This is a genomic window from Brevibacillus laterosporus DSM 25 (genome assembly GCF_002706795.1).
Classification (GTDB): Bacteria; Bacillota; Bacilli; order Brevibacillales; family Brevibacillaceae; genus Brevibacillus_B; species Brevibacillus_B laterosporus.
The window spans coordinates 3,074,863-3,096,034 of record NZ_CP017705.1; the positions used below are offsets into that span (position 1 = coordinate 3,074,863).

The window sequence follows — 21,172 nt, forward strand, 5'->3', positions numbered from 1 at the left end:
ACCATGTTGATCATCAATGAAAATGAAATCGGTTCAAATCAATTTGATTCTCGACTGCTGAGCTATTTAGGAATGCCCCATTTTCAACAACCAGAGGGAAAAAGATTCGCTTTATGCTTGTCGAATGCGTTAGACATTATTAGTCTCGTCCTTTATTTACGTGACCATGGTGCTTCGGTTCTGCTTATTCATGGTGAAACGCCAGAAGAGACAGCTTATCAAATGGCAGTGGACGGTCAATGCTATGGGCTTATCTACCATGTTCCAGAAAACTTTGTGTTGGTCCCACAAGAAGGGGCGACAGAGCAGGAACCTTCTGTTTATCAATACAGCTCGGGAACGACTGGTCAACCAAAGCTGGTAAGACGTAGCTGGAAAGAAATCAACGTAGAAATGTCAGCATATAACCAGGTATTTCGTGCATATGAGGACTTAGTTCCGATAGTAATGGCGCCCGTTACTCATTCCTATGGATTGATTTGCGGGGTATTGGCTACTTTGGAACGAGGAAGTAAGCCATTGGTGGTTACTCATAAGAATCCCAAATTTGCTTGGGAGGTTATTAAAAAGACACCACAGCACATCGTTTATGGGGTACCGTTGCTATTCCACGTCTTATCCAGTTTTACGAGTGAAGCGGTTCGTTTTCATCGAATCATGACCTCTGGTGCTCCTATGCCGGAGCAATTATTTACGAGGCTACAAGGCATGACAGATACGATGATGCAACAGTATGGTTGCTCAGAGACGGGATGTATAAGTATCAGTGAACAGATGACCTCTCATGTTGATCTAGGAAAGCCTCTATCACATGTGACGCTTACAGCAGGAGTGGAAACGGATAGCCCGGCGGAGATTACGGCTACGATCAATAATAAGACAATCTATACACAGGATTTAGGGTATTGGCAAGCAGGCCATATTCAATTTGTTGCCCGAATGGATGATGTAATTAATGTATCAGGTTTGAAGGTGTTTCCTATGGAAGTAGAGGAAATGATTTTAAAAATGGACGGGATGAAAGAGGTTGTTGTTTATAGAGGTCAGCATCCTGTAATGGGTGAGGTAGTTAAGGCGATGATCGTAGCTGATGAGAGTATCACCCCTTCTAGCATTCGAGATTGGTGCTTACCCAGATTGCCAGCCTACAAGGTTCCTTTTGAAATTACATGTGTACAAAGGATCCCGAAAACACCAAATGGTAAAGTAAGTCGTCGCTTGTTAGAAACGGAGGAAGTTGTTCATGAAGCGTGAGGAACGAATGGAACAGATAAAAGAAATAGTGACGAAGAAGCTAAAATTGACTCACGTCGTCACCCTAGATGAATCCATGCGATTACAGGAGGATTTATTGATTGATTCAATCATGCTTCTTCAGTTGATTGTTTATATTGAGGAAGAATTGCAATTGATGGTCCCAGCAAAAGAATTGGACCCACGTACTTTTCTTACAGTAGGATCTTTGCTTGACTTTATCGAGCAGTTACAGCCAGTTAATACTACTGCTCTATCGTCTACTCCTACGCAATAGATTTTTAACGATTTTGTACCAATACGTACAGCTCAGGGGGATTTCATGGTTAAGGTTCATTGCTTAATTAGTTGCTTTTGTGAAGTAATCAAACGATATACACATGTGGATTACCGTCCCTATTATTTTGGGGTTTGGGATGCTGATTTTGTCAAAAAAGAAGACGGAGTTCTAACCTACTACACAGACAATCATGAGCCAATTATAAATGGATTTGAACACCTTTTTAGTGCTAACGTACAGGAATGGTACGATTCTAATAAAGATAAAGAGAGTAATTTGCAAACCTTTTTAGAGCTACTTGATTCTCGCAACGAGCATCAGTTTGTGCTTGTACAGATTGATATGTCACTTATTCCTGAACGTGATAATAAATTCGCTTTAAAGCCGTTTCCTCATTTTTTGATGATTTCTAAAACAGAGAACGAGGACGAATGGTTTATGTTCGACCCAGACTTTCGCTGGGAGGGAAATGTAAAAAAGGCAACAGTCATAGAAGCATTCCTACAAAATCCATTCGGAGGCGGCTATTTATTTGATGCTAGGAATATCGTAGCACCCTCCTATGAAAAAACGGAGCAATACTTTCATGCTACTTTTCAACGGAGTCATAATGAATTTACTAGTAGTCTGAAAGCATTGATCTCAGATATGGCAGAGGAGAGGAATGGATATACTCTCGATATGCTACTACCTGCTGTGAAACAGGTGAAAGTGATTGCGATCCGAAAATATAGTTACGAGTATGCGTTCATGTTTTTTAAAGATTATCTTCAATATTCCCGTGATGAATTTTTACGGCTAGCTTATCAGATTGAAGATGTTGTACAAGCCTTCACCACGGCCCAATATCTGGCGGTAAAAATGTCTATGACTAAGAATTTAGCACTGCTACCTCCGATCATTGAGGCCCTTGAGGAAGCCGATACGATTGAATTACAGATTAAAGAAGAGCTAGAGAGACAGTTTGTACAATGGACGTTGATGGATAGAGCAGCTGTGACTCTTAATGAAGAGGAATGGAGGTAGGGTTGATGAAATTTTCACTATGCACGATTTCTTTTCGCCATCAGCTAATCTCTTTTGCAGATATGGTTGAATTTGCCAGAAAACATGATTTTGACGGTATCGAATTATGGGGGATTCATGCTCAGCACTTGTATGATGGGGATCGAGAAAAAGGAGAAGAACAGCTTCGTATCTTAACAAAGCATGAAATGCAGATATCGATGCTAAGCGACTATTTAGATATATCCTCTCATCAATCATTCTCCAAAACGCTCGATAAAGGGAAACGATTAATCTCCTTAGCGAAGTGGTTAGGGGGCAATCGCATTCGGACGTTTGCTGGGCAGAAGGCAAGTGCTGAGGTATCGGCAAACGAGCGAGCGTTATATGTAAAGCATTTGCGCGAACTGTGCGATCTATGTGGGGAGAATGGGATGGAACTGCTCTTAGAGACACATCCCAACACATTGACTGATGATCTCACATCTACGCTGACCCTATTAGAAGAAATTAACCATCCATCGATAGCAATCAATCTGGACTTTTTGCATATCTGGGAATCCGGTGCTGATCCAATTGACAGCTTTGAAAAGCTACAGCCATGGGTGCACCATTATCACCTGAAAAATATCGTTTCTACTGAGCATTTGGGAGTTTTTCTGCCAAATAATGTTTACTCGCCAAGTGGAAGCCGCGAAGGGATTGTCCCATTAGCATATGGAGCAGTAGACTATCGTTCTATTCTTGAAGTTATTGCTAAGACAGATCATTTTGCATCAATCGAGTGGTTTGGTCCTAACCCAGCTAAGGTATTAGGTGAAGAAATGAAATGGTTGCGCCAACAAGTACCAGCTCAGTCATTAAGTCTTTTATAGCAAGTAAATATAAAACGAAAATAGGTAGTACTATAACATAAAAAGATAGCCATCCAGGCTATCTTTTTGCATGTAAAAACTTGATTAAAGCATAATCCGTTTCAGTAAACGCATAACATGGTTAAGAACCTTTGAGGTTAACAACTGTTGTATCGCTATCTCTAATGAAATGTGATGAAACAACAAAGTAAAAGGAGGATACCATGTTTAACTGCGTTTTAAAATGGATTTCTGCTGGATCAGCCTTCGCTTTATTTTTATCCACAGTACCCGTAGACGTATTGGCAGTATCTAAGACACAGGTGACTGTATCGGTTAACGAAGTCAAACGTAAAAATCACCCGACCACAGATACCAAAGATGACCAAGACATAACTACAGCTGATCAAAACACGTCTACTTCAAAAAAAGAACCAGATCCATCTAACGAAACAAAAACAAAGTCAAAGACAGGACAACAAAAACCAGACATTACGATCCCAGTAGATTTTACTGAATCGGAAGAAAAGTCCAAGGATCAATCTAAGGATATACACTTAGCCCCACTACTCCCCGCAAAGAGTAACGCTTCCACAACTGATATGGTCACATTGAAAAATGCAAAGAAGCTTCTATCACAGTTTTCCCTAACACATGAAAAGCTTAATGTTCACGTAGACCACTGTGTGGATGTGACTTTGGTAGCTCCTACTATAGAGTTAGACTATAAAGTAATGAGCGATAACCCAGACATTGCTACTATTACCAAACAAGCTGATAATCGATTTCGTATTCAAGGGAACTCCCCTGGTAAAGCCCGCTTTTATGTTTTCATAGATAAAATGGCTCCCACATATATCGGTGAAGTGCAAGTATATGCAAATACGGATGTAAACCAAGATGGGCTGCTAACTTCTGAGGATGTAGCGTTCGTCCAAAAACATATGGGCAAAGATAAGAAAGATCCTACCTGGGCAAAAATTAAAAATGCTGATGTCAATCGGGATGGCAGGATTGATAGTCATGATAAAAAATTGGTGCAACAGCAGCTTGATCAGTACAAACATTTACAGTCGTATGAACGTGTGATTTTGATTGGTATTAGTGGACTTGGTAACGCTAACAAAAAGATTTTTACTCCAAATATGGATAGCTTGATTAAGAACGGGACCTATACGTATGTAGCCAAGCCCGTAGCTGAACAAAAAAGTGCAGAAAACTGGGCAAGCATCCTACTTGGTGTACCTCCTGAGGAACATGGTATTACTAGCAGTAATGTAGATACTAATTCGCGTACGACATATAGTCCACATGCTTCTGTGATTCGGTGGCTACATGAAGAAAGACCGGAAGCTCATATCGGGGCTTTTACAGCTAACGCAGATATCCGTCGAGGGATTTTAGAAGAAGAGTTAGCAAAAGTCGACCAAATCACCATGAACACTGGTAGTCAAAATCTATCTGATGCAGAAGTAGCCAAGCAAGCGGCATCGTATATTTTACATCAAGGGAATAAAAATAGATTAACGTTTGTTCAATTACAAGGCCCGAAGCTAGCAGCGAATCAATATGGCTATCATTCCGCAAAATATACAGAAGCTGTGCGGAAAGTGGATCAGGAAGTGGGACTTATACTAAAGGCGCTAGAGATACAGAAACAGAAAAATAAATCCTTAATTCTTTTGGTAACAGATGAAGGAGCTGATGTTGATTACCCTACTTCTACGAACAAGTTTAACAAACTGACGTGGGCAGTATCAGGACCGGACATAAAGACAGGCAACAATCCAAATTCTATTTCCGCAATGGATACGGCAGCGGTCATCGTAGAAGCTCTAAAGCTGAACAAGCCAACTGTTTTCGCTGCAAAAGTACCACGAGATGTATTCGGTAAAGATGTGAAGGTTAAGAGTATTCGGATAAATAAATCAAGAATCAAACTGGATAAGGGGGATACTGTTACGGTTCGAGCTACTGTTTCTCCTAAGGATGCGACCAATCAAAACGTAGAATGGAAAAGTAAAAATAAACGGATTGCGACTGTAAAAGACCGAGGGAAGGGTAAAGCCGAAATTAAAGGAAAGCGAGAAGGGACCACTTATGTTTATGTTATTTCCGATGATGGAGATAAGGAGGATAGAGTTAAAGTAATTGTAGAGGATGATTCTTCATCAGGTTCAGGAGCAAATTCTCGTAAAGACAAAGAGAACAATAAAGAGTGGCAACGTGAAATGATAAGAGCCGTTGAAAAAAAAGGCGGTAGGGTTATTTCAAAAGTTGTTCATTTTGATAAAAAAGATAACTTTTCTTATACAGTAGATGGGAGAATAGATACAAGCACAACGGCTGTGTTTCACTATGATGACAAACAGAATCGCTTGTCTTATGTACCGGCTGATTTTGAGTATGTACGTGGCGAAACTAGAGTCAAAATACGGGATCAGCGTATGACTGGAACCTTTGCCCTTGCTACCTTCAAAAAGACATTCCGAGATATGTATGGACACTGGGCACGTCATGATGTGGAATTGTTAGCAAACAAACTAATGATCTATGGTCAGTCAAGTAATTATTTCGTACCAGAACAACCAATTACCCGTGCTGAATTTGTAGCGATGGTAATAAGAGCGCTTGGAGAACAAGAAGGAAGTGGTTCACGCTTTAGCGATGTTTATTCATCCGCATGGTATGCTGGTGCTGTAGAGACAGCAAGGAGCAGAGGTTATGTTCTTGGTTACGAAAATCGGATGTTTGGACCAAATAAAACCATTACTCGTCAGGAAATGGCAGTTATTATGAAACGCATATTAGAAAAACGGGGGCTTCGTGTAAAGATTACTACCGGTCAACAAGCTACTTTTAGCACTTTATTCCATGATCTAGGCCAGCTTGCTTGGGGAAAACGCGATCTAGCAGAGGCTTATTATGCTGGACTCATTCAAGGTGTCAGCTACGGGTATTTACAACCACAGGCAAATGCAACACGATCTCATTGTGCCGTAATGATCAAACGAATGATAGGAAAACTTAACTTGTTGTAGAGATAAGTAGGGATAAAAGACAAGCATACGGATCGGGAATTAGTAAACGTCGCCCGGTTCGTATGCTTTTTTATCGAGTATGCCGAATTAATTTCTCGGTAGCATAGCCTGGACAAAAAATGCTCTTACCCTATAAGGTTTGGAGGAATGTAGGTAAATATTGTTCAAAGGTTTCTCGATTAATACGTAAAAATTTAGACTGGCCTTCATTGCGCATATGGATGAGCCCTGCTTCTCGTAAGGTTCGAAAATGATAAGAGGCATTAGATTTTGACATGTGACAAAGTTCACCGACCTCCCCGCACTTTGCCTCTTGTTCTTTTTGAAAAAGAACCCGAATGATCTGCAGGCGTGTTTCATCCGCCAATGCTTTTAAAATTTTTATTCGCTGTTTATCTTTAATTAAAATATTAGACATGGAAAAATAATACAAAAAATAGGTATTATCTGCAAGTTTTTTATTTAGCAAAAAACAATTACGCGGACCAAGTAAACCCACAGATGAATAGGCAAGCCCATCCTGCTAGAAAAGCAAGCCCACCGAGTGGTGTAATAGCACCAAGCTTACGAATACCTGATAAACTCAGCGCATATAAACTTCCCGAAAAGAGGACAATCCCCACAACAAACAACCATCCAGCAGCAGTAAGTAGCGCACTCGTCCCTAGGACTTTGATCAAAATCGCTGTCATCACTAAAGCGAGAGAATGGTACATCTGATATTGTGCACCGGTTTGAAAATTGGCCAGCATGTTATCGCTTCGTTTTCCTTTTAAACCGTGAGCTGCAAATGCCCCTAGCGCCACAGAGAGAAAACCGCCTATGCCGCCTAGTATCATGAAGGTTTGAGCCATTTTTAGTCTTCCTTTCTCTAAACCGTTGTTTTACAAATATTGTACATCAATAACAAGGGAAACCACAGCAATGCAAGCACATCACAAGAAGTATCTTATTGATTAAGATGAATGTTTTGTTAAAAATGAAAGTATTTCTATTCGATGTGCTTATGGAGTGATACAATAGGGCTTATTATTATGCAAGTCCGGTACGAAGGAAGGGAGAGAGGAAAGATGAAGCGTTTTTGGAAAATGAAAGAACCGGTTAATACATGGACGCATTTTATTACGTTCCTGGCTGGTATTGTTGGTCTTGTGTTTTTGATCGTTTTGTCCCGTCACAGTGTTTCCAAGCTGATTACATTAACAGTCTTTGGTGTTAGTATCATCTTGTTATACGGTGCAAGCTCCTTATATCATTGGGTGAGGACAACGCCAGCAAAAGAAATGATGCTCAAGAAATTTGACCACATCGCTATTTATTTCCTCATTGCAGGCTCGTATACGCCCGTGTTTTACTATGGTTTATCGGGTGGCTGGAAATGGAGTATGCTCGGTGCTGTGTGGGCATTAGCATTGATCGGAATGTTCCTGAAAATTTTCTATATTCACGCTCCGCGCTATGTATCTACGGCTTTTTATGTGACATTAGGCTGGATTGCGGTCGTTCCGTTTGTCCAACTAATCAATCACTTACCGATTGGAGCGATTGCTCTCATTATCATTGGTGGCGTAATGTATACGATAGGAGCCATCATTTATGCGACCAAAATATTTGATTTTTTCCCCAATCGTTTTGGGTTTCATGAGATATTTCATTTGTTCGTGATGGCAGGAACCACGCTTCATTTTATCATGGTAGTAAAGTACATTGTTCCCATCTAATAAAGCTTTTTATAAGGGTTCCATTGGTTGTAATTAGTTGCTTTTCATCAAAAGACATGATATTGTTAATACGTTGCGATGAAACGCCTATATCCGTGGGAAATTCGCGAGTAACCAATGGCGATGGACTTGTTGTTCCATCTTTAATGATTGCCATTTTTTTATAAAACACGAGAATGTGCAGGCATTAAGTGTGAATTCTGCTTAATGCTTTTTTTTGTGAAAAACGAGTGCTTACAGACGATCATTCCACTGATAGGTTTATCAGAAGCAAATAAAATATTAGAGGCTTATATACACAATAAAGTGGCAGACTATAGATGTTACGTTTTCTGGCACTTATCGTGTATAAAGCATGTAGGATTTCATCCGTAAATAAAGGAGATTGAAAAAATTTGGCTACATTTAATGAACTAGGATTGAGTCCATCCGTACTTCGATCCATCAGTAACATGGGTTTTGAAGAAGCGACTCCAATCCAAGCTTTAACCATTCCAGTTGCATTAACAGGAAGAGACCTGATTGGTCAGGCTCAAACAGGAACAGGGAAAACCGTAGCATTCGGTATCCCAATGATTGAAAAGATTGATACCTCTTCTAACCACATTCAAGGTATTGTATTGGCTCCAACTCGTGAGTTGGCTGTACAGGTATCTGAGGAATTGATCAAACTAGGTCAATACACAGGTATTAAAACCTTGCCAATCTATGGTGGACAGGATATCATGCGTCAAATGCGCGCATTGAAAAAGAACCCTCACGTTATCGTTGCAACTCCTGGCCGTCTAATTGACCACATCAACCGTCGCACAATCCGTCTACAAAACATTCAAACCTTGGTATTGGATGAAGCTGATGAAATGCTAAACATGGGTTTCATTGAAGAAATCGAAAGCATTTTAGAGCAAATTCCAGATGAGCGTCAGACTTTGTTGTTCTCAGCAACAATGCCACGCCAAATCGAATCTTTGGCACAACGCTACCTTAAAAACCCAGAAAAAATCACCGTGAAAGCAAAAGAAGTAACGGTTCCAAACATTGAGCAAGTATACATGGAAGTTCAGGAAAAATTGAAGTTTGATGTAATGACTCGCTTATTAGATATACAGTCCCCAGAATTAGCTATCGTGTTTGGCCGTACGAAGCGTCGCGTTGATGAATTGAGCGAAGCCCTGAACAAACGTGGTTATTCTGCGGAAGGTATCCATGGTGACTTAACACAAGCAAAGCGCGACAGTGTTCTTCGTCAATTTAAAGAAGGCACCATCGACATTCTGGTTGCAACAGATGTAGCAGCTCGCGGTTTGGATATCAGTGGTGTTACACACGTATATAACTTTGATATTCCACAAGACCCTGAAAGCTATGTTCACCGTATTGGTCGTACAGGTCGTGCAGGTAAGACAGGTGTTGCGACTACATTTGTAACATCTCGCGAGATTGATCACTTGCGCATGATTGAACAGGTTACAAAACGTAAAATGAGTCGTCGTCCTGTACCAACATTAACGGAAGCGATTGAAGGTGCACAACGTATTACAGTTGACAAATTATTGTCTGTAATTGGTGAAGAAAACTACCGTGATTACCATAGCTTGGCAGAAACTCTACTTCAAGAAAATGATTCTGTTACATTGGTGGCAGCTGCTCTGAAAATGCTGACCAAAGAGCCGGATGTAACTCCAGTTCGTTTAACTGAAGAGGCACCTCTACGTTCTAAAAAACGCCGTCCTTTTGGCGATGATAAACGCGGTAGTGGTCCACGCCGTGGCTATGGCGAGCGTCGTAGCGGTAGTAGCAACTATCGTGGTGGCCGTTCAGAAGGTGGTCGTCGCAGTAGCGGTGATGACCGTCGTCGTAGCAGTGGTGGTAGAGCACCTAGCAAACCATCATCTGAAGGTAGAAAGCCTCGCGTATAGTAGTTGATTCAACTCTAAACAGCTAATAATAGGTGTACAAGACGTGTATGATTGCCCGACTCCGAAAGGAGCAAAGGCTATCTACACGTCTTTTTTGTATGCTTTTAAAGGTAGATTTTTCAGAATATGATTTTAACTTATCAAAAGACAGAGGAAATGAAAAGGAAGTTTAACAAGTAAGCTATTTTTTAATAACAATCATGCTATAAGCTGGGTTTTCTGGGTTTGTCTTGGTAGGAAATGAAACATTTACTGATTGAAAGGTTACATAATACGGGTGGATAATAAGCAGAGAATATTCGAATTTGCTTATGAATTTAATAGCTTATGTAGCGTAGCAAAAGAAATAAAGGAGGAACCAGCAAGTAATGAGTGTTTCCGATACCAAACAAATCCGGTTATTGATAGTGATTATAGGTTCGCTAATGTTTTCTAGTTATCCAGCAATGGTTCATGCAACAGATGAGAAGGCTATACATTCCCAAACTAGTGAAGAAAAACGTGAACTAACTCCTGAAAAAGTTGCTGAGTTGGCATTGAAACAAAATATCGATCTAAAGAAATTCCGCCTTGATGTCGATACAGCTGATATTAATGCTAACCAAGCCATATATAGTTCAGTAAAGATGAAAGAATCAAATATTTCATCGCTCGGTGAAGCTCAGCAGAAATATGTGCAAACAGCTAAAGCGGAAGCCGCCAGAAACAGCCACAAATATATGTTACAAGCAATGGAGGATAAGACCAAGCTAGGTGCAGAGAAAGCTTTTTATGAGCTGTGGCATGCCAAGCAAGAGTTGCAGTTGAAGGAGCAAAGCTTAACTCGTGCACAAAAACAGGTAGATACGGCAAATACGTTATATAAAGCAGGAGTAAAATCCAAAAATGATGTGATGCAAGCAGAAACAGGATTAGCCCAAGCAAAAGCTAATTATGAAGCAGCCCGTAATCAGGTTAGCATTTCTACGCTTTCACTAAATCAATTTTTGGCGGAAGATTTGACTAAAGAATGGGAGCTATCTATACCTGAAGAGGATATACGCGACAAAGAGATTACTCCATTGGAAGAAGCCAAGCGTTTAGCTGTTGCCCAACGTGCTGAGATTCTAAAAATTGACGAAGAAGTAAAAGCGGCGAAAAAGAATGTTGAAACGATAGAGAAATATTCAATCTTGTCCTCCTTCCAAGGACAGCTTGCCAAAAATGATTTGGAAACAGCAGAAGTGAATAAAGAACAAACCAAAAACGATATTTTGTTAGAAGTTACTCGAAATTATGAAACTTTGACTTCCGCTAAACAAAGTATAGAGGCATTTGAAAAAGCCAGAGAAGCTTCCAAAGAGAATTATCGTTTAACACAATTACGCTATGAAAATGGTCTTGCAACTACCCTGGATCTTATGTCTGCTGAGGAGGAGCTAGCACAGCGAGAAAACGAATATGAAACAGCTACTCACAATTATCGGTTAGCCTATCTCACCTATAAAAACTCAATAGGAAGACCTGTTTCTTAATAAAGAAGTGTATAAATTTTAAGTTTTTTTTAAGAACTTGTACCCTTTCTTTTTAAGATCCGTCTTATAAAATAAGACAAAGGATCAGACAAGAAAGGAAGAGCATAAATGAAAGCGAATAAAAGCGCTGTAGAAACGACCACTTGTCTAGCTATGCAACGATATGTTAGAGATAAAGTTCGGTTTTTTACTACATTTGTTAAATCACCTCGTGAGGTAGGGAGTGTTACTCCTAGCTCAGCACGCTTATCTAAAAGAATGCTAGATGGAATCGACTGGGCAGAAGTTACGTCAGTGGTTGAACTAGGTGCAGGTACTGGTGTGTTTACGCAAAAACTGAAACATAAAATTTCATCTCATACAAAAGTGTTTGTATATGAACAAGATGTAAAACTTCGAGCTGATTTACAAGAGAGATTTCCTTCTTTTCACCATCATTGCGATGCTCAGTGTTTGTCAGCAGACTTAAATCAAGCAGGTGTAGAACAGGTAGATGTCATCATTAGTGGATTACCGTTTATGAACTTTCCACAGGAATTACGTGAACAGATCGTAGCGGAGATTATGCAATCGTTAAAACCAGGCGGTGCTTTTGTCGCTTTCCAATATTCCCTACAAATGAGAAAACAGTTGAAAGAGACCTTTCGTGAGGTATCTATTTCTTTTGAGCCGTTAAACATCCCTCCTGCATTTGTCTATCGGTGTCGTAAGTAACAGACAATCCGATGAGAAATAAATAGAATGAACATAAGATGCTATTTGTTCACGGGAGGAATCCGATGATGAAAGAAACGATTTTAATCATTGATGATGAAAAAGAAATACGCGATTTAATTGATATCTATTTGAGTAACGAGGACTTCCGTGTTTTGAAGGCGGCTGATGGATTAGAAGGGTTACAAATCCTGGAGGAAAATCAAGTACACGTAATTATTTTAGATATTATGATGCCCAGATTGGATGGATTGGCTGCCTGCATGAGGATCAGGGAAAAGCAAAATGTCCCGATCATCATGCTGTCCGCCAAAGCGGAGGATATGGACAAGATTATTGGGTTAGCTACTGGAGCCGACGATTATGTGACAAAGCCGTTTAACCCGATGGAACTGTTGGCGCGAGTAAAGTCGCAGTTAAGACGTTACATGCGGTTAAGCGGTTTTTCAGAAGTAAAGACTGACGAACTCGTAGTCGATGACTTAACGATCAATGTTGCGACGCATGAAGTGAAGATAGATGGGCGAGAAGTGAAACTAACTCCACGAGAATTTGCTATTTTAGAATTATTGGCTCGCCATAAAGGAATTGTGTTTAGTGCAGAAAAAATTTACGAACGAATTTGGAATGAGCCTTTTTATCAATCTGATAATACAGTCATGGTACATATTCGTAAAATCAGGGAGAAAATTGAGCAAAACCCACGTAAACCTCGCTATATCAAAACCGTTTGGGGAGTAGGTTATAAAGTTGAAATGGAATCCATTTAGGCTAATACCATATACGTTTTATACGTGTTATAAGCTTTCGAAAAAAATGATTGCTCAGGGTAAATCAAGTTTACGTATACAATTGATTGCTGCTTTTGGGATATGTGTACTGGCTGGATTTTTTGTAGCCAGTGTTCTTAATCCCTATATGCTAACGAAACGGGCATATATTGATTATACGTCAGGGATGGAAAGCATTGATAATCATGCTCGTAATTTGATAAGCACTCTCCGAATAGAAAATGAAAATAAACAACAAAATCCCTCATATCGGTTTGAGTTGCAAGAAATAATCGATGACCGTTCGAATAGCGGGAAGTATCACATTTTATTGGTTGATGAACAAGGAAAAGTCTTATATAAAAGTAAACAAACCTCCGAGGCTACGATTGATATTCATTCTGTTATCCAAAATGCAATGGATCTGCGTATTTATCGTCAGGATTATCAGAATGAGGCAAAAGAGTTTGTTTCCTTCTATCCTGTGGATGTAGGGGATAAAAAACTTTATTTAATAGTACGAGGTATGCCAGAACCGTCTATCGTCTATCAAACAGGCTATAGTCAGTTACCAGGACTAATTGGTTTTGGCGTATTTATTTTTTCCTTTTACTATCTAACAAAGCGAAAAATGTACCAAATTCAAAGTATTTCACAAGGTATTCAAGAAATGGCACTGGGGAATCTTGACATTCGTGTACCAGTTAACAGTAACGATGAATTGGGACAGTTGGCTAATAATATTAATGTCATGGCGATGCAATTACATCATACTAGAGAGGAAGAACGTAAGGCAGAGCGAACCAAGCATGAGCTAATCACCAATGTTTCACATGATTTACGTACTCCACTTACTTCTATTATGGGTTATTTACGACTGATTCAGGATAAGCGTTATCATAGTGAGGGACAATTGGAAGAGTATGCCGGAATTGCTGTTAATAAGTCGGAACAATTAAAGCGTTTAATTGAGGACTTATTTGATTATACCAAGCTATCTAATAATGGTGTAAGAATGCAAATGCAGAGAGTTGATATATTAGAAATGTTAGAACAGTTAATGGAGGAGCTTGTACCTCAAGCGGAAGAAGAAGGTTTGCTCTTTCGGAAAAACTATGCTGTAGACCATCTGTTAGTACATGTAGATGCAGATAAAATAGTACGTGTGTTTGATAATTTACTAATAAATGCTATTAAATATAGTGAAAAACCAGGTGAAATTTTAATAAGCGCAGAACAACTAGGAAGTTCTATTCGTATCTCAATTGGTAATAAAGGCCCCAATCTGACTCCGATGGAATTAGATCGTTTATTTGAACGTTTTTATAAGGTTGATGAATCACGGAGTATGGCAAAGGAAGGCTCTGGATTAGGTCTAGCTATTGCTAAGAGCATCGTTGAGTTGCATTGTGGGAAAATTTGGGCTGAATCACGTGACAATATGATCTTTTTTTACGTAGAATTGCCGGAGTAAAATATCTGTTAATGCTGGAAAAACGCTAGTAAAGATAGCCGATGAGTTAAGATAGTTTATACATGTAAGCTCCTTCCTATATAGGGAGGGGCTAATTGATATGGGGATAAAAAAGGTAAAAAACAGCACGGCAAAAAATGTTCCCCCTTGCTCGAAACACAATACAATCAGAGAAACTATCTAACGAAAAGGGAAGGAGCTAGAGGGAGGATTACGATATAGGGCAATAAATACGACTAGTGCTCCGACCCTAGAGAGAGTAAATCCATGATCAAAGGAAGTTTTAAACATTTATTTATGAATACGGAAAGAAATAAAAAACTAAATCGGCTCTTTGTGCATCTCACTTATGGTGAGATAAATAAGGAGGAGACAACATGGAGCAGAAGACGTTGATCGCTCTTATCGGATTGCCTACAGCTACTTACATAATGAAGCTACCAGCATGGATGCGGTGTGCGATGCAGTCGAGCAAGCATTTAATCGAGCTCCTATGTCGAGCTACTATACCTTTACAAAGAAAAATAGCCCAACGCTTGAAGGGCCATGAATCGTCATCTACAGACTAATCGTATGATAAAAAACGCATGTAATTCCTTTTAGAAAGGGGGGCATGCGTTTTTTATGAAAGTGATTTGTTTCTAATGATAAGTTTTTCTAATGATAAGCATTGTATATCTGTATTTCACTTGTCAATCAAAAGAACTTATAGTGGAAGCAGATAAGGGAAGTTCCTTGATAGACAGAATGGAGAGATACAATGGAAGTCAAAACAAAAACCAAAGGGCTTGTCAAACAAGAGAAGCGGACAGTTGGTTTTATCATTGGATTAGTGATTACCTTACTTATCGCTTTAGTAGCTAGATATCTAGCTCAATTTCCTTTTTTAAGTATAATGGGGCAATTGGTAATTGCGATCTTGATCGGGATTACATGGCGTGCAGTGGCTGGTGTTCCACAACAAACGATTGCAGGTACCAATTTTTCTAGCAAAAAATTGCTTCGGTTCGGTATTATTTTACTTGGTATGCGATTAAATTTGATGGATATTTTATATGCAGGTCCTAAAGTGTTTGCTATGGCAGTATTAGCCATTGTTTTTGGATTAAGTGTAGTCTATCTATTTACACGCTGGTTTAAAGTAGAAAAGAAATTAGGGATTTTAACGGCATGTGGAACGGCTATTTGTGGTGCGGCAGCGGTCGTAGCAATTGCTCCGCAAATCAAAGCTAACGATGAGGAAACAGCGATTGGAGCGGCTACCGTTGCTATTTTAGGTACTATTTTCACGCTTCTGTATACACTTCTCTATCCTTTTCTTGGCTTTACACCAAATGGTTATGGTGTTTTCTCTGGTGCTACCCTACATGAGATAGCACACGTGATTGCAGCAGCGGCATCTGGCGGAAATAGTGCTGTAGATATTGCTGTCATTGTCAAATTAACTCGAGTTGCTCTCCTTGTCCCTATTGCGATTGGCATAGGAATATGGAGCAGTCGTTTGGAACAAAAAATGAATGGGGAAACAAATAAACAGTTTTCCTGGAGGTCGCTACCTATTCCGTGGTTTATCTTTGGATTTTTGGCAATGAGCGCTGTTAACTCACTAGGAATTATTCCTCAAGAAATTGCTACACAAATCGTCAACATCGCATATTTGTTAATCGCGATGGCCATGGCAGGATTAGGGTTAAATGTAGATTTGGTTGCCTTCAAACGAATGGGACTAAAATCGTTTTCAGCAGGTTTAGTTGGATCGATATTACTTTCCTTATTTGGTTTTGTAATGACGTTTGCTTTTCATTTAGCTTAATAAAGTGTCTCCATTCCCATTGGGAGTGGAGTTTTTTTATCTAGGAGGACGTAAATTGAACGGGATTTTTCTCCCAACATTATTTCACAGCAATTCTAGCTGTTACAAGCTTGTGAACAAGATTAGTTTGCTGTATGCTTCAAATATCGGAAGTATTAAAGGGGAGTATAAGGTATGCATTACTACGGAAATGAAACGATTATGTCGATAACGCAAGCCATTCATTTAAAACCAAATGAAATTAGGGTTCTTGAATGGGTTCGTACCTATGAATATGTAGAAAATACGTATGGTGTGGATGAGAATGTACCCGTCTTTTTGGAGATACAGATTATACAAGATGGGGTTCGTGTCCAGAAGAATCAAATTACAGATTTTCCTGATTTCACATGTTTACAAATGGAGATACATACCGATATTGAATCAGCTCTTCGTGTTTTTAAAGAGTGGGCTGATGAGATTATCAACCGCTTGAAAGAACAAGGAACAGCCATCGAGTAAGGGGATGAGTGTATGCGTGATACAAATAGCCGATACGGAAACCTACCTCCGCGGCCCCCTGCTTTATTATTTCAGATTGTTCAAAAATTTTACCGTGGGGCTGTAAGTCATTATCCGGTCATTGAGCTAGCTAAAGAACAACTACGTTTAGCTGTATTTGAATGGGAGGCTTGTATAGAGACAAGAAGTAACGACGAATTAGAAGCGGAGGAGTTGGTTCAAAAAGCGCTTACTACTTTGTTTCTTGAGTTTCACTTTTACGTGACATGTTGGTTGCAAATTGACCTAGCGCTACATCGCTTATGTAACCACCAGAATGGATCTGTGTTTTGTCGATTGAAGCAGCGTTTTTCCGATGACATAGAAAGGCATCTTGCTGTACGGCATTGTGTAGATGATACGCAAGCGTGTGTTTTGGCTCAAATGGAACACACTGAGGGCGATTTAAGTCAGCTTGCAAATGATATCTACTGGTTTGATGGCCAACTGTTTACTGTTGATACGACTAGTCTACATACACTTAATGAGCTATATCGTTCCATTATGGAGAAAAGAGGAAACGTATGAAAATGGGCTGGAAAGTGAGCAGTGTACTATTAGGTATTTTCGTTGTTTATCTGTGGATCATTCATTTACCGTATCCTCCGTTACCCATTGCATCCATGCCGGTCGAACAAGCAATGGCTATGGTAAAGGAACATCCTAAGCAGCTGGTCAGCCTCGGAAAAGAAGGTGGATATGAGTATTATATGATGGAAGGAACTCAAAAAGAGGCGGCAGAAAGATTAAAACAGCAAATGGCTCAAAGAGGATACCAATTTATAGAGCAACAAGGGGGAGGGTACTTTTTTGAACGTAATGGCCAAAAACAGGTGATTACAAGTAACATGTGGACTGGCAAGTATGTTATCTTGAAGACGGCGAACCCTCTCGAAAAGGAGAGGGAAGGATAGACCCATCTCTATATCAATGGTGAAGCTGCAATCGGACAGGTTTGCTCGTCTTCAGAGCTCTTTTCTTTCGATTTAACTTGCAATAGATTTTCCACGATATATAAGTGCAGAGCATTATATGATTTGTTACGGAAATGCCGGAAAATCAAAAAGACTAACAACGTGACAAAACCAACAATAAGGACAGAGAGCAAAGGGATGCTATTAGCAATGTAATGTGTTAGCTTGCTGGAAAATATGATGAAGACGATAGGTACGGTAGAAAAACAAAACGGTATGTATCCGAGCTGAGCTTCTGTTTTTTTGATAGCAGCACAGAGAATGCGCAGTTCATGAACGGTGAGTGTCTCATAAAAGTGCCAGATTTCTTCAATTTCTAACAGATCCTCACTACATTGAACAGCAATCTGTTGTGAATCGTAGCGCCTAAGAGATTTATATAGTTTGCGAAAGTCTCCATACGGCTTCATATTCAGCCTCCTTCCTAAGTATAAAAAAGACCGCCTGTCGAGAGCGGTCTTTTTGTTTACGACTAGGTAATAGGGTAAGAATTACAAGCCGCTATAAGAGTGTAGTGTACCGTATCCACCAGCGTTTTGAGCTCTTACTTCTTGAGCATTGGTACCTGCGAATCCATTTTGGAAAATGTTTTGAGCAGGAGAACTATAGTTTTGATAGCTTTGTTGAGCTTGCTGAGAAAAAGCTGGGGTTGCATATCCGCTGTTAATACCGCTGCCCATGCTTTGAGTAACAGCAGAAGCAGGTAGACTTGCATTCAATTGACGTACTTCTTGAACATTTGTGCCAGCGAAACCAGGTTGGAATACACTGTTGGCTCCAGCATAGCTCACTGGACTGCTATAGGAAGGAGTCTGAAATTGATATGATTGTGTTTGTGGCGTGTAGGATTGGTACGGCTGTTGAGCTACAGCAGGCAGGGAATAACCGGCATTAAGCGCTTGTACCTCATTTGCATTCGTACCTGCAAAACCTTGATTAAACACACTGTTAATGTTACTGTTCAAGCCTTGAGATAATGCGGTTCCTGCATGAGTTGCGTTTAATTGACGTACTTCCTGAGTATTGGTACCAGCAAAACCAGGTTGGAATACGCTGTTCGCACCAGTATATCCGCCTTGTACTCCATAGTTTTGGTTACCTGAAGAGAATTGTCCATAGGCTAGGTTTGCTAGGTTTGCAACACCTGGTGTAGGTTGACCTGCGTTGAGAGCTCGAACCTCTTGAACATTGGTACCAGCAAAACCAGGTTGGAATACGCTATTTGCACCAGCATATCCACCTTGTGTTCCATAATTTTGATTACCATAAGAAGAGAATTGTCCGTAAGCTTGATTTGCTAAAGTTGGAGCAGGTTGACCTGCATTCAGAGCTCGAACCTCTTGAACATCTGTACCAGCAAAACCGGGGTTATAGACACTGTTAGCGGATCCAAAACCGCTTTGTGTCCCAAATGCTGGATTCGATACTTGGCTAAAGGATTGGTTTGTTGGATAAAAGCTATTGTTCAAAGCTTTTACTTCCTGCACATTTGTACCAGCGAAATTTGGGTTGAAGATCGAGCTTGCAGGTCCAGAGATTTGGTTGTAAGCAGAAGCATTATAATTTTGATTGTAGGTCATGTTGACCACCTCCTACCTTCAGTTTTTACCAACAGAGGAAACTCAATGCATACAAAGGAAAAAATTTTCGTTTTTATCTTACATTCCAGTTGTTCTAGGATATATCAATTTTTTCTTCTTCTTGTTTTGTAAGCTGTTCTTCTCGATCAGAACGCTCTTCTGAAAATAGCTGCTTAATCCTCTCCTGCTCCGTTTTAGGCCCAAGTACGTACAAGATATCGCCTGATTTTAAAATGGTATCTCCCTTAGGGATTAGCAATTTTTTACCTCTGATAATCGCGTTTACCAATGCCTGATCAGATAATTGTAGATCGAGTAGATTGGTACCCACTACGTTGCTGTTTTCCCGAATGTGAACTTCAATCATTTCAGCGTTTGTTTTTGCAAGAGAAACCAGCTCTAGGCTATAGGGAGTTACTTTCTTTTCTCCTTTAGAAAAACCAAACCATTTAGCGAGAGGCGAAATAGTTGCCCCTTGAATGAGAGCAGAGGTTAAGACAACGAAAAAGACCACATTAAAGATTAACTGAGCATTCGCTAGCCCAGCAATCAATGGATAAGTAGCTAATACGATCGGGACAGCACCGCGTAAACCTGACCAAGCAATAAAGGCTCGTTCTTTACTAGTGAACTTCATACCAAGCGTGCTTACATAAACCCCGATAGGTCGTGCTATAAACATTAGTAGAAAAGAAAGTGCAATGCCTTGCCAAATCACTTGTAATAAATCTGATGGAAAAACTAACAAACCTAACAGGATAAACATCAGGATTTGCATCATCCAGGCAAAAGCTTCGTTAAAGCGTAAGATAGAGTGTCGATAGGGAATTTCTACATTTCCTACAAAGACAGCCATCACATAAACAGCGAGTAATCCACTTCCACCCAATATGGAGGTGGCACCGTAAGCTAGAACTGCCAGTGCAATAGACAGTACGGGATAGAGACCGGATGAATCCAGATTAATATTTTTAATGAGCATAGTGGAGATTTTGCCTAACAAATAACCCATTATCAGACCTAAACCCATTTCCCATAAGAATTCTACTATCATTGAGAATAAATTAACTTCTGGATGCTGCATTAATTCTATAAGGGCGATGGTCAAAAACATGGCCATCGGATCATTTGTGCCTGATTCTGCTTCCAGTACAGAAGTCAGTCGCTTTTTTATATTTTTATTGCCTAATACAGCAAAGACGGCAGCGGCATCTGTAGAACCAACAATTGCTCCAAATAATAGACCTTCAGTCCAAGACAAACCTAAAATAAACTTGGCACATGCACCAATCAGAAAAGTGGTAAGAACAACACCTATGGTTGCTAAGGAGAGAGAGGGTTTGGCCACAGCACGAATGTCAGTCCATTTCGTCTGCATGCCACCATCGAACAAAATAATGATAAGGGCGAGAATACCGAAGAGTTGTGTTAACGAGGCATTATCGTAATAAATGAATTTACTCAGGACCATTCCGACTCCAACGAAAAAAACAAGGGAAGGAAGGCCGATCCGTGATGAAAATTTGGCCGTAACAACGCCAGTAACCAATAGAACAGCGAGGAGCAAAATGATATTATCCGTTGTGAAAATCAACCATACACCAACTCCTTTAGATAACATATAAGTAAGAAAAATGTTCTGTGTGATATTTGTTACATGATAGCCTTTCTTTTAAATGTACACGAAACTGAGGGAGATGCAACATTTTAGATGGACTT

At 39.9% G+C, this 21,172-nt stretch carries 21 protein-coding genes; 16 read left to right on the forward strand and 5 right to left on the reverse strand.

Going from position 1 to position 21,172, the window contains the following annotated elements; all coding sequences use genetic code 11:
• The first annotated feature begins 3 nt into the window (after positions 1-3).
• The 5 genes from BrL25_RS14995 (at position 4) to BrL25_RS15015 (ending at position 6,434) form a co-directional block, all read left to right on the forward strand.
• Positions 4-1,254: an AMP-binding protein gene (locus tag BrL25_RS14995; protein WP_018671485.1), complete on the forward strand. Its 1,251-nt coding sequence runs from the start codon at positions 4-6 to the stop codon at positions 1,252-1,254.
• Entirely contained in the window at positions 1,244-1,531 is a 288-nt protein-coding gene (gene asbD / locus BrL25_RS15000) for a petrobactin biosynthesis protein AsbD (protein WP_018671484.1), read from the forward strand. The genes BrL25_RS14995 and asbD overlap by 11 nt, the downstream gene beginning before the upstream one ends.
• Positions 1,532-1,576: 45 nt before the next feature.
• Positions 1,577-2,560: a DUF6005 family protein gene (locus BrL25_RS15005; RefSeq protein WP_018671483.1), complete on the forward strand. Its 984-nt coding sequence runs from the start codon at positions 1,577-1,579 to the stop codon at positions 2,558-2,560.
• Positions 2,561-2,565: 5 nt separating this feature from the next.
• A complete protein-coding gene (locus BrL25_RS15010; protein ID WP_018671482.1) occupies positions 2,566-3,414 on the forward strand; it encodes a sugar phosphate isomerase/epimerase family protein in 849 nt (282 codons plus the stop codon).
• Positions 3,415-3,617: 203 nt separating this feature from the next.
• Positions 3,618-6,434, forward strand: coding sequence for an S-layer homology domain-containing protein (locus tag BrL25_RS15015; RefSeq protein ID WP_018671481.1), 2,817 nt, complete (start codon positions 3,618-3,620; stop codon positions 6,432-6,434).
• Between the two features lie 130 nt (positions 6,435-6,564).
• Here the strand turns inward: BrL25_RS15015 and BrL25_RS15020 are convergent, their stop codons facing one another.
• Positions 6,565-6,852, reverse strand: coding sequence for an ArsR/SmtB family transcription factor (locus BrL25_RS15020; RefSeq protein WP_026315144.1), 288 nt, complete (start codon positions 6,850-6,852; stop codon positions 6,565-6,567).
• A gap of 58 nt (positions 6,853-6,910) precedes the next feature.
• The gene (locus tag BrL25_RS15025) at positions 6,911-7,288 is read right to left on the reverse strand and encodes a DUF423 domain-containing protein (protein ID WP_018671479.1); all 378 of its coding nucleotides are present in this window, start codon (positions 7,286-7,288) and stop codon (positions 6,911-6,913) included.
• A 216-nt stretch (positions 7,289-7,504) separates the two neighbouring features.
• Here BrL25_RS15025 and trhA point away from each other — a divergent pair, with 216 nt between their 5' ends.
• The 11 genes from trhA to BrL25_RS15080 all read left to right on the forward strand — a co-directional run bounded on the left by trhA (position 7,505) and on the right by BrL25_RS15080 (position 17,813).
• Complete coding sequence (gene trhA, locus BrL25_RS15030; protein WP_018671478.1) at positions 7,505-8,155, forward strand: PAQR family membrane homeostasis protein TrhA; 651 nt, start codon at positions 7,505-7,507, stop codon at positions 8,153-8,155.
• A gap of 395 nt (positions 8,156-8,550) precedes the next feature.
• Positions 8,551-10,074, forward strand: a complete 1,524-nt coding sequence (cshA, locus tag BrL25_RS15035) for a degradosome RNA helicase CshA (RefSeq protein ID WP_018671477.1) — start codon at positions 8,551-8,553, stop codon at positions 10,072-10,074.
• A gap of 368 nt (positions 10,075-10,442) precedes the next feature.
• Positions 10,443-11,588 (forward strand): TolC family protein, encoded by a 1,146-nt coding sequence (locus BrL25_RS15040; protein WP_018671476.1) that lies wholly within the window; start codon positions 10,443-10,445, stop codon positions 11,586-11,588.
• Positions 11,589-11,696: 108 nt separating this feature from the next.
• Complete coding sequence (locus BrL25_RS15045; protein ID WP_018671475.1) at positions 11,697-12,302, forward strand: class I SAM-dependent methyltransferase; 606 nt, start codon at positions 11,697-11,699, stop codon at positions 12,300-12,302.
• A 65-nt stretch (positions 12,303-12,367) separates the two neighbouring features.
• Positions 12,368-13,072, forward strand: a complete 705-nt coding sequence (locus BrL25_RS15050) for a response regulator transcription factor (RefSeq protein ID WP_018671474.1) — start codon at positions 12,368-12,370, stop codon at positions 13,070-13,072.
• Entirely contained in the window at positions 13,053-14,546 is a 1,494-nt protein-coding gene (locus BrL25_RS15055; RefSeq protein WP_018671473.1) for a sensor histidine kinase, read from the forward strand. Before BrL25_RS15050 ends, BrL25_RS15055 begins: the two co-directional genes overlap by 20 nt.
• A 377-nt stretch (positions 14,547-14,923) precedes the next feature.
• Positions 14,924-15,115, forward strand: a complete 192-nt coding sequence (locus tag BrL25_RS24865; protein WP_018671472.1) for a hypothetical protein — start codon at positions 14,924-14,926, stop codon at positions 15,113-15,115.
• A gap of 191 nt (positions 15,116-15,306) precedes the next feature.
• Positions 15,307-16,359 (forward strand): YeiH family protein, encoded by a 1,053-nt coding sequence (locus BrL25_RS15065; protein WP_018671471.1) that lies wholly within the window; start codon positions 15,307-15,309, stop codon positions 16,357-16,359.
• A 174-nt stretch (positions 16,360-16,533) separates the two neighbouring features.
• Positions 16,534-16,860, forward strand: coding sequence for a hypothetical protein (locus BrL25_RS15070; RefSeq protein WP_018671470.1), 327 nt, complete (start codon positions 16,534-16,536; stop codon positions 16,858-16,860).
• Positions 16,861-16,872: 12 nt separating this feature from the next.
• Complete coding sequence (locus tag BrL25_RS15075) at positions 16,873-17,427, forward strand: hypothetical protein (RefSeq protein ID WP_018671469.1); 555 nt, start codon at positions 16,873-16,875, stop codon at positions 17,425-17,427.
• Complete coding sequence (locus BrL25_RS15080; RefSeq protein WP_018671468.1) at positions 17,424-17,813, forward strand: hypothetical protein; 390 nt, start codon at positions 17,424-17,426, stop codon at positions 17,811-17,813. Before BrL25_RS15075 ends, BrL25_RS15080 begins: the two co-directional genes overlap by 4 nt.
• 8 nt (positions 17,814-17,821) lie before the next feature.
• Here BrL25_RS15080 and BrL25_RS15085 read toward each other — a convergent pair whose 3' ends face one another.
• The 3 genes from BrL25_RS15085 to BrL25_RS15095 all read right to left on the reverse strand — a co-directional run bounded on the left by BrL25_RS15085 (position 17,822) and on the right by BrL25_RS15095 (position 21,047).
• Complete coding sequence (locus BrL25_RS15085; RefSeq protein WP_018671467.1) at positions 17,822-18,283, reverse strand: hypothetical protein; 462 nt, start codon at positions 18,281-18,283, stop codon at positions 17,822-17,824.
• Positions 18,284-18,364: 81 nt separating this feature from the next.
• A complete protein-coding gene (locus BrL25_RS15090; protein ID WP_018671466.1) occupies positions 18,365-19,453 on the reverse strand; it encodes a hypothetical protein in 1,089 nt (362 codons plus the stop codon).
• 94 nt (positions 19,454-19,547) lie between these two features.
• The gene (locus BrL25_RS15095) at positions 19,548-21,047 is read right to left on the reverse strand and encodes a potassium/proton antiporter (RefSeq protein WP_018671465.1); all 1,500 of its coding nucleotides are present in this window, start codon (positions 21,045-21,047) and stop codon (positions 19,548-19,550) included.
• Positions 21,048-21,172: the final 125 nt, after the last annotated feature.

Coding starts and splice junctions, on each gene's coding strand:
- BrL25_RS14995 (WP_018671485.1), top strand. CDS start 4: ATGTTGATCATCAATGAAAATGAAATCGGTTCAAATCAATTTGATTCT.
- asbD (WP_018671484.1), top strand. CDS start 1,244: ATGAAGCGTGAGGAACGAATGGAACAGATAAAAGAAATAGTGACGAAG.
- BrL25_RS15005 (WP_018671483.1), top strand. CDS start 1,577: ATGGTTAAGGTTCATTGCTTAATTAGTTGCTTTTGTGAAGTAATCAAA.
- BrL25_RS15010 (WP_018671482.1), top strand. CDS start 2,566: ATGAAATTTTCACTATGCACGATTTCTTTTCGCCATCAGCTAATCTCT.
- BrL25_RS15015 (WP_018671481.1), top strand. CDS start 3,618: ATGTTTAACTGCGTTTTAAAATGGATTTCTGCTGGATCAGCCTTCGCT.
- BrL25_RS15020 (WP_026315144.1), bottom strand. CDS start 6,852: ATGTCTAATATTTTAATTAAAGATAAACAGCGAATAAAAATTTTAAAA.
- BrL25_RS15025 (WP_018671479.1), bottom strand. CDS start 7,288: ATGGCTCAAACCTTCATGATACTAGGCGGCATAGGCGGTTTTCTCTCT.
- trhA (WP_018671478.1), top strand. CDS start 7,505: ATGAAGCGTTTTTGGAAAATGAAAGAACCGGTTAATACATGGACGCAT.
- BrL25_RS15040 (WP_018671476.1), top strand. CDS start 10,443: ATGAGTGTTTCCGATACCAAACAAATCCGGTTATTGATAGTGATTATA.
- BrL25_RS15045 (WP_018671475.1), top strand. CDS start 11,697: ATGAAAGCGAATAAAAGCGCTGTAGAAACGACCACTTGTCTAGCTATG.
- BrL25_RS15050 (WP_018671474.1), top strand. CDS start 12,368: ATGATGAAAGAAACGATTTTAATCATTGATGATGAAAAAGAAATACGC.
- BrL25_RS24865 (WP_018671472.1), top strand. CDS start 14,924: ATGGAGCAGAAGACGTTGATCGCTCTTATCGGATTGCCTACAGCTACT.
- BrL25_RS15065 (WP_018671471.1), top strand. CDS start 15,307: ATGGAAGTCAAAACAAAAACCAAAGGGCTTGTCAAACAAGAGAAGCGG.
- BrL25_RS15070 (WP_018671470.1), top strand. CDS start 16,534: ATGCATTACTACGGAAATGAAACGATTATGTCGATAACGCAAGCCATT.
- BrL25_RS15075 (WP_018671469.1), top strand. CDS start 16,873: ATGCGTGATACAAATAGCCGATACGGAAACCTACCTCCGCGGCCCCCT.
- BrL25_RS15080 (WP_018671468.1), top strand. CDS start 17,424: ATGAAAATGGGCTGGAAAGTGAGCAGTGTACTATTAGGTATTTTCGTT.
- BrL25_RS15085 (WP_018671467.1), bottom strand. CDS start 18,283: ATGAAGCCGTATGGAGACTTTCGCAAACTATATAAATCTCTTAGGCGC.
- BrL25_RS15090 (WP_018671466.1), bottom strand. CDS start 19,453: ATGACCTACAATCAAAATTATAATGCTTCTGCTTACAACCAAATCTCT.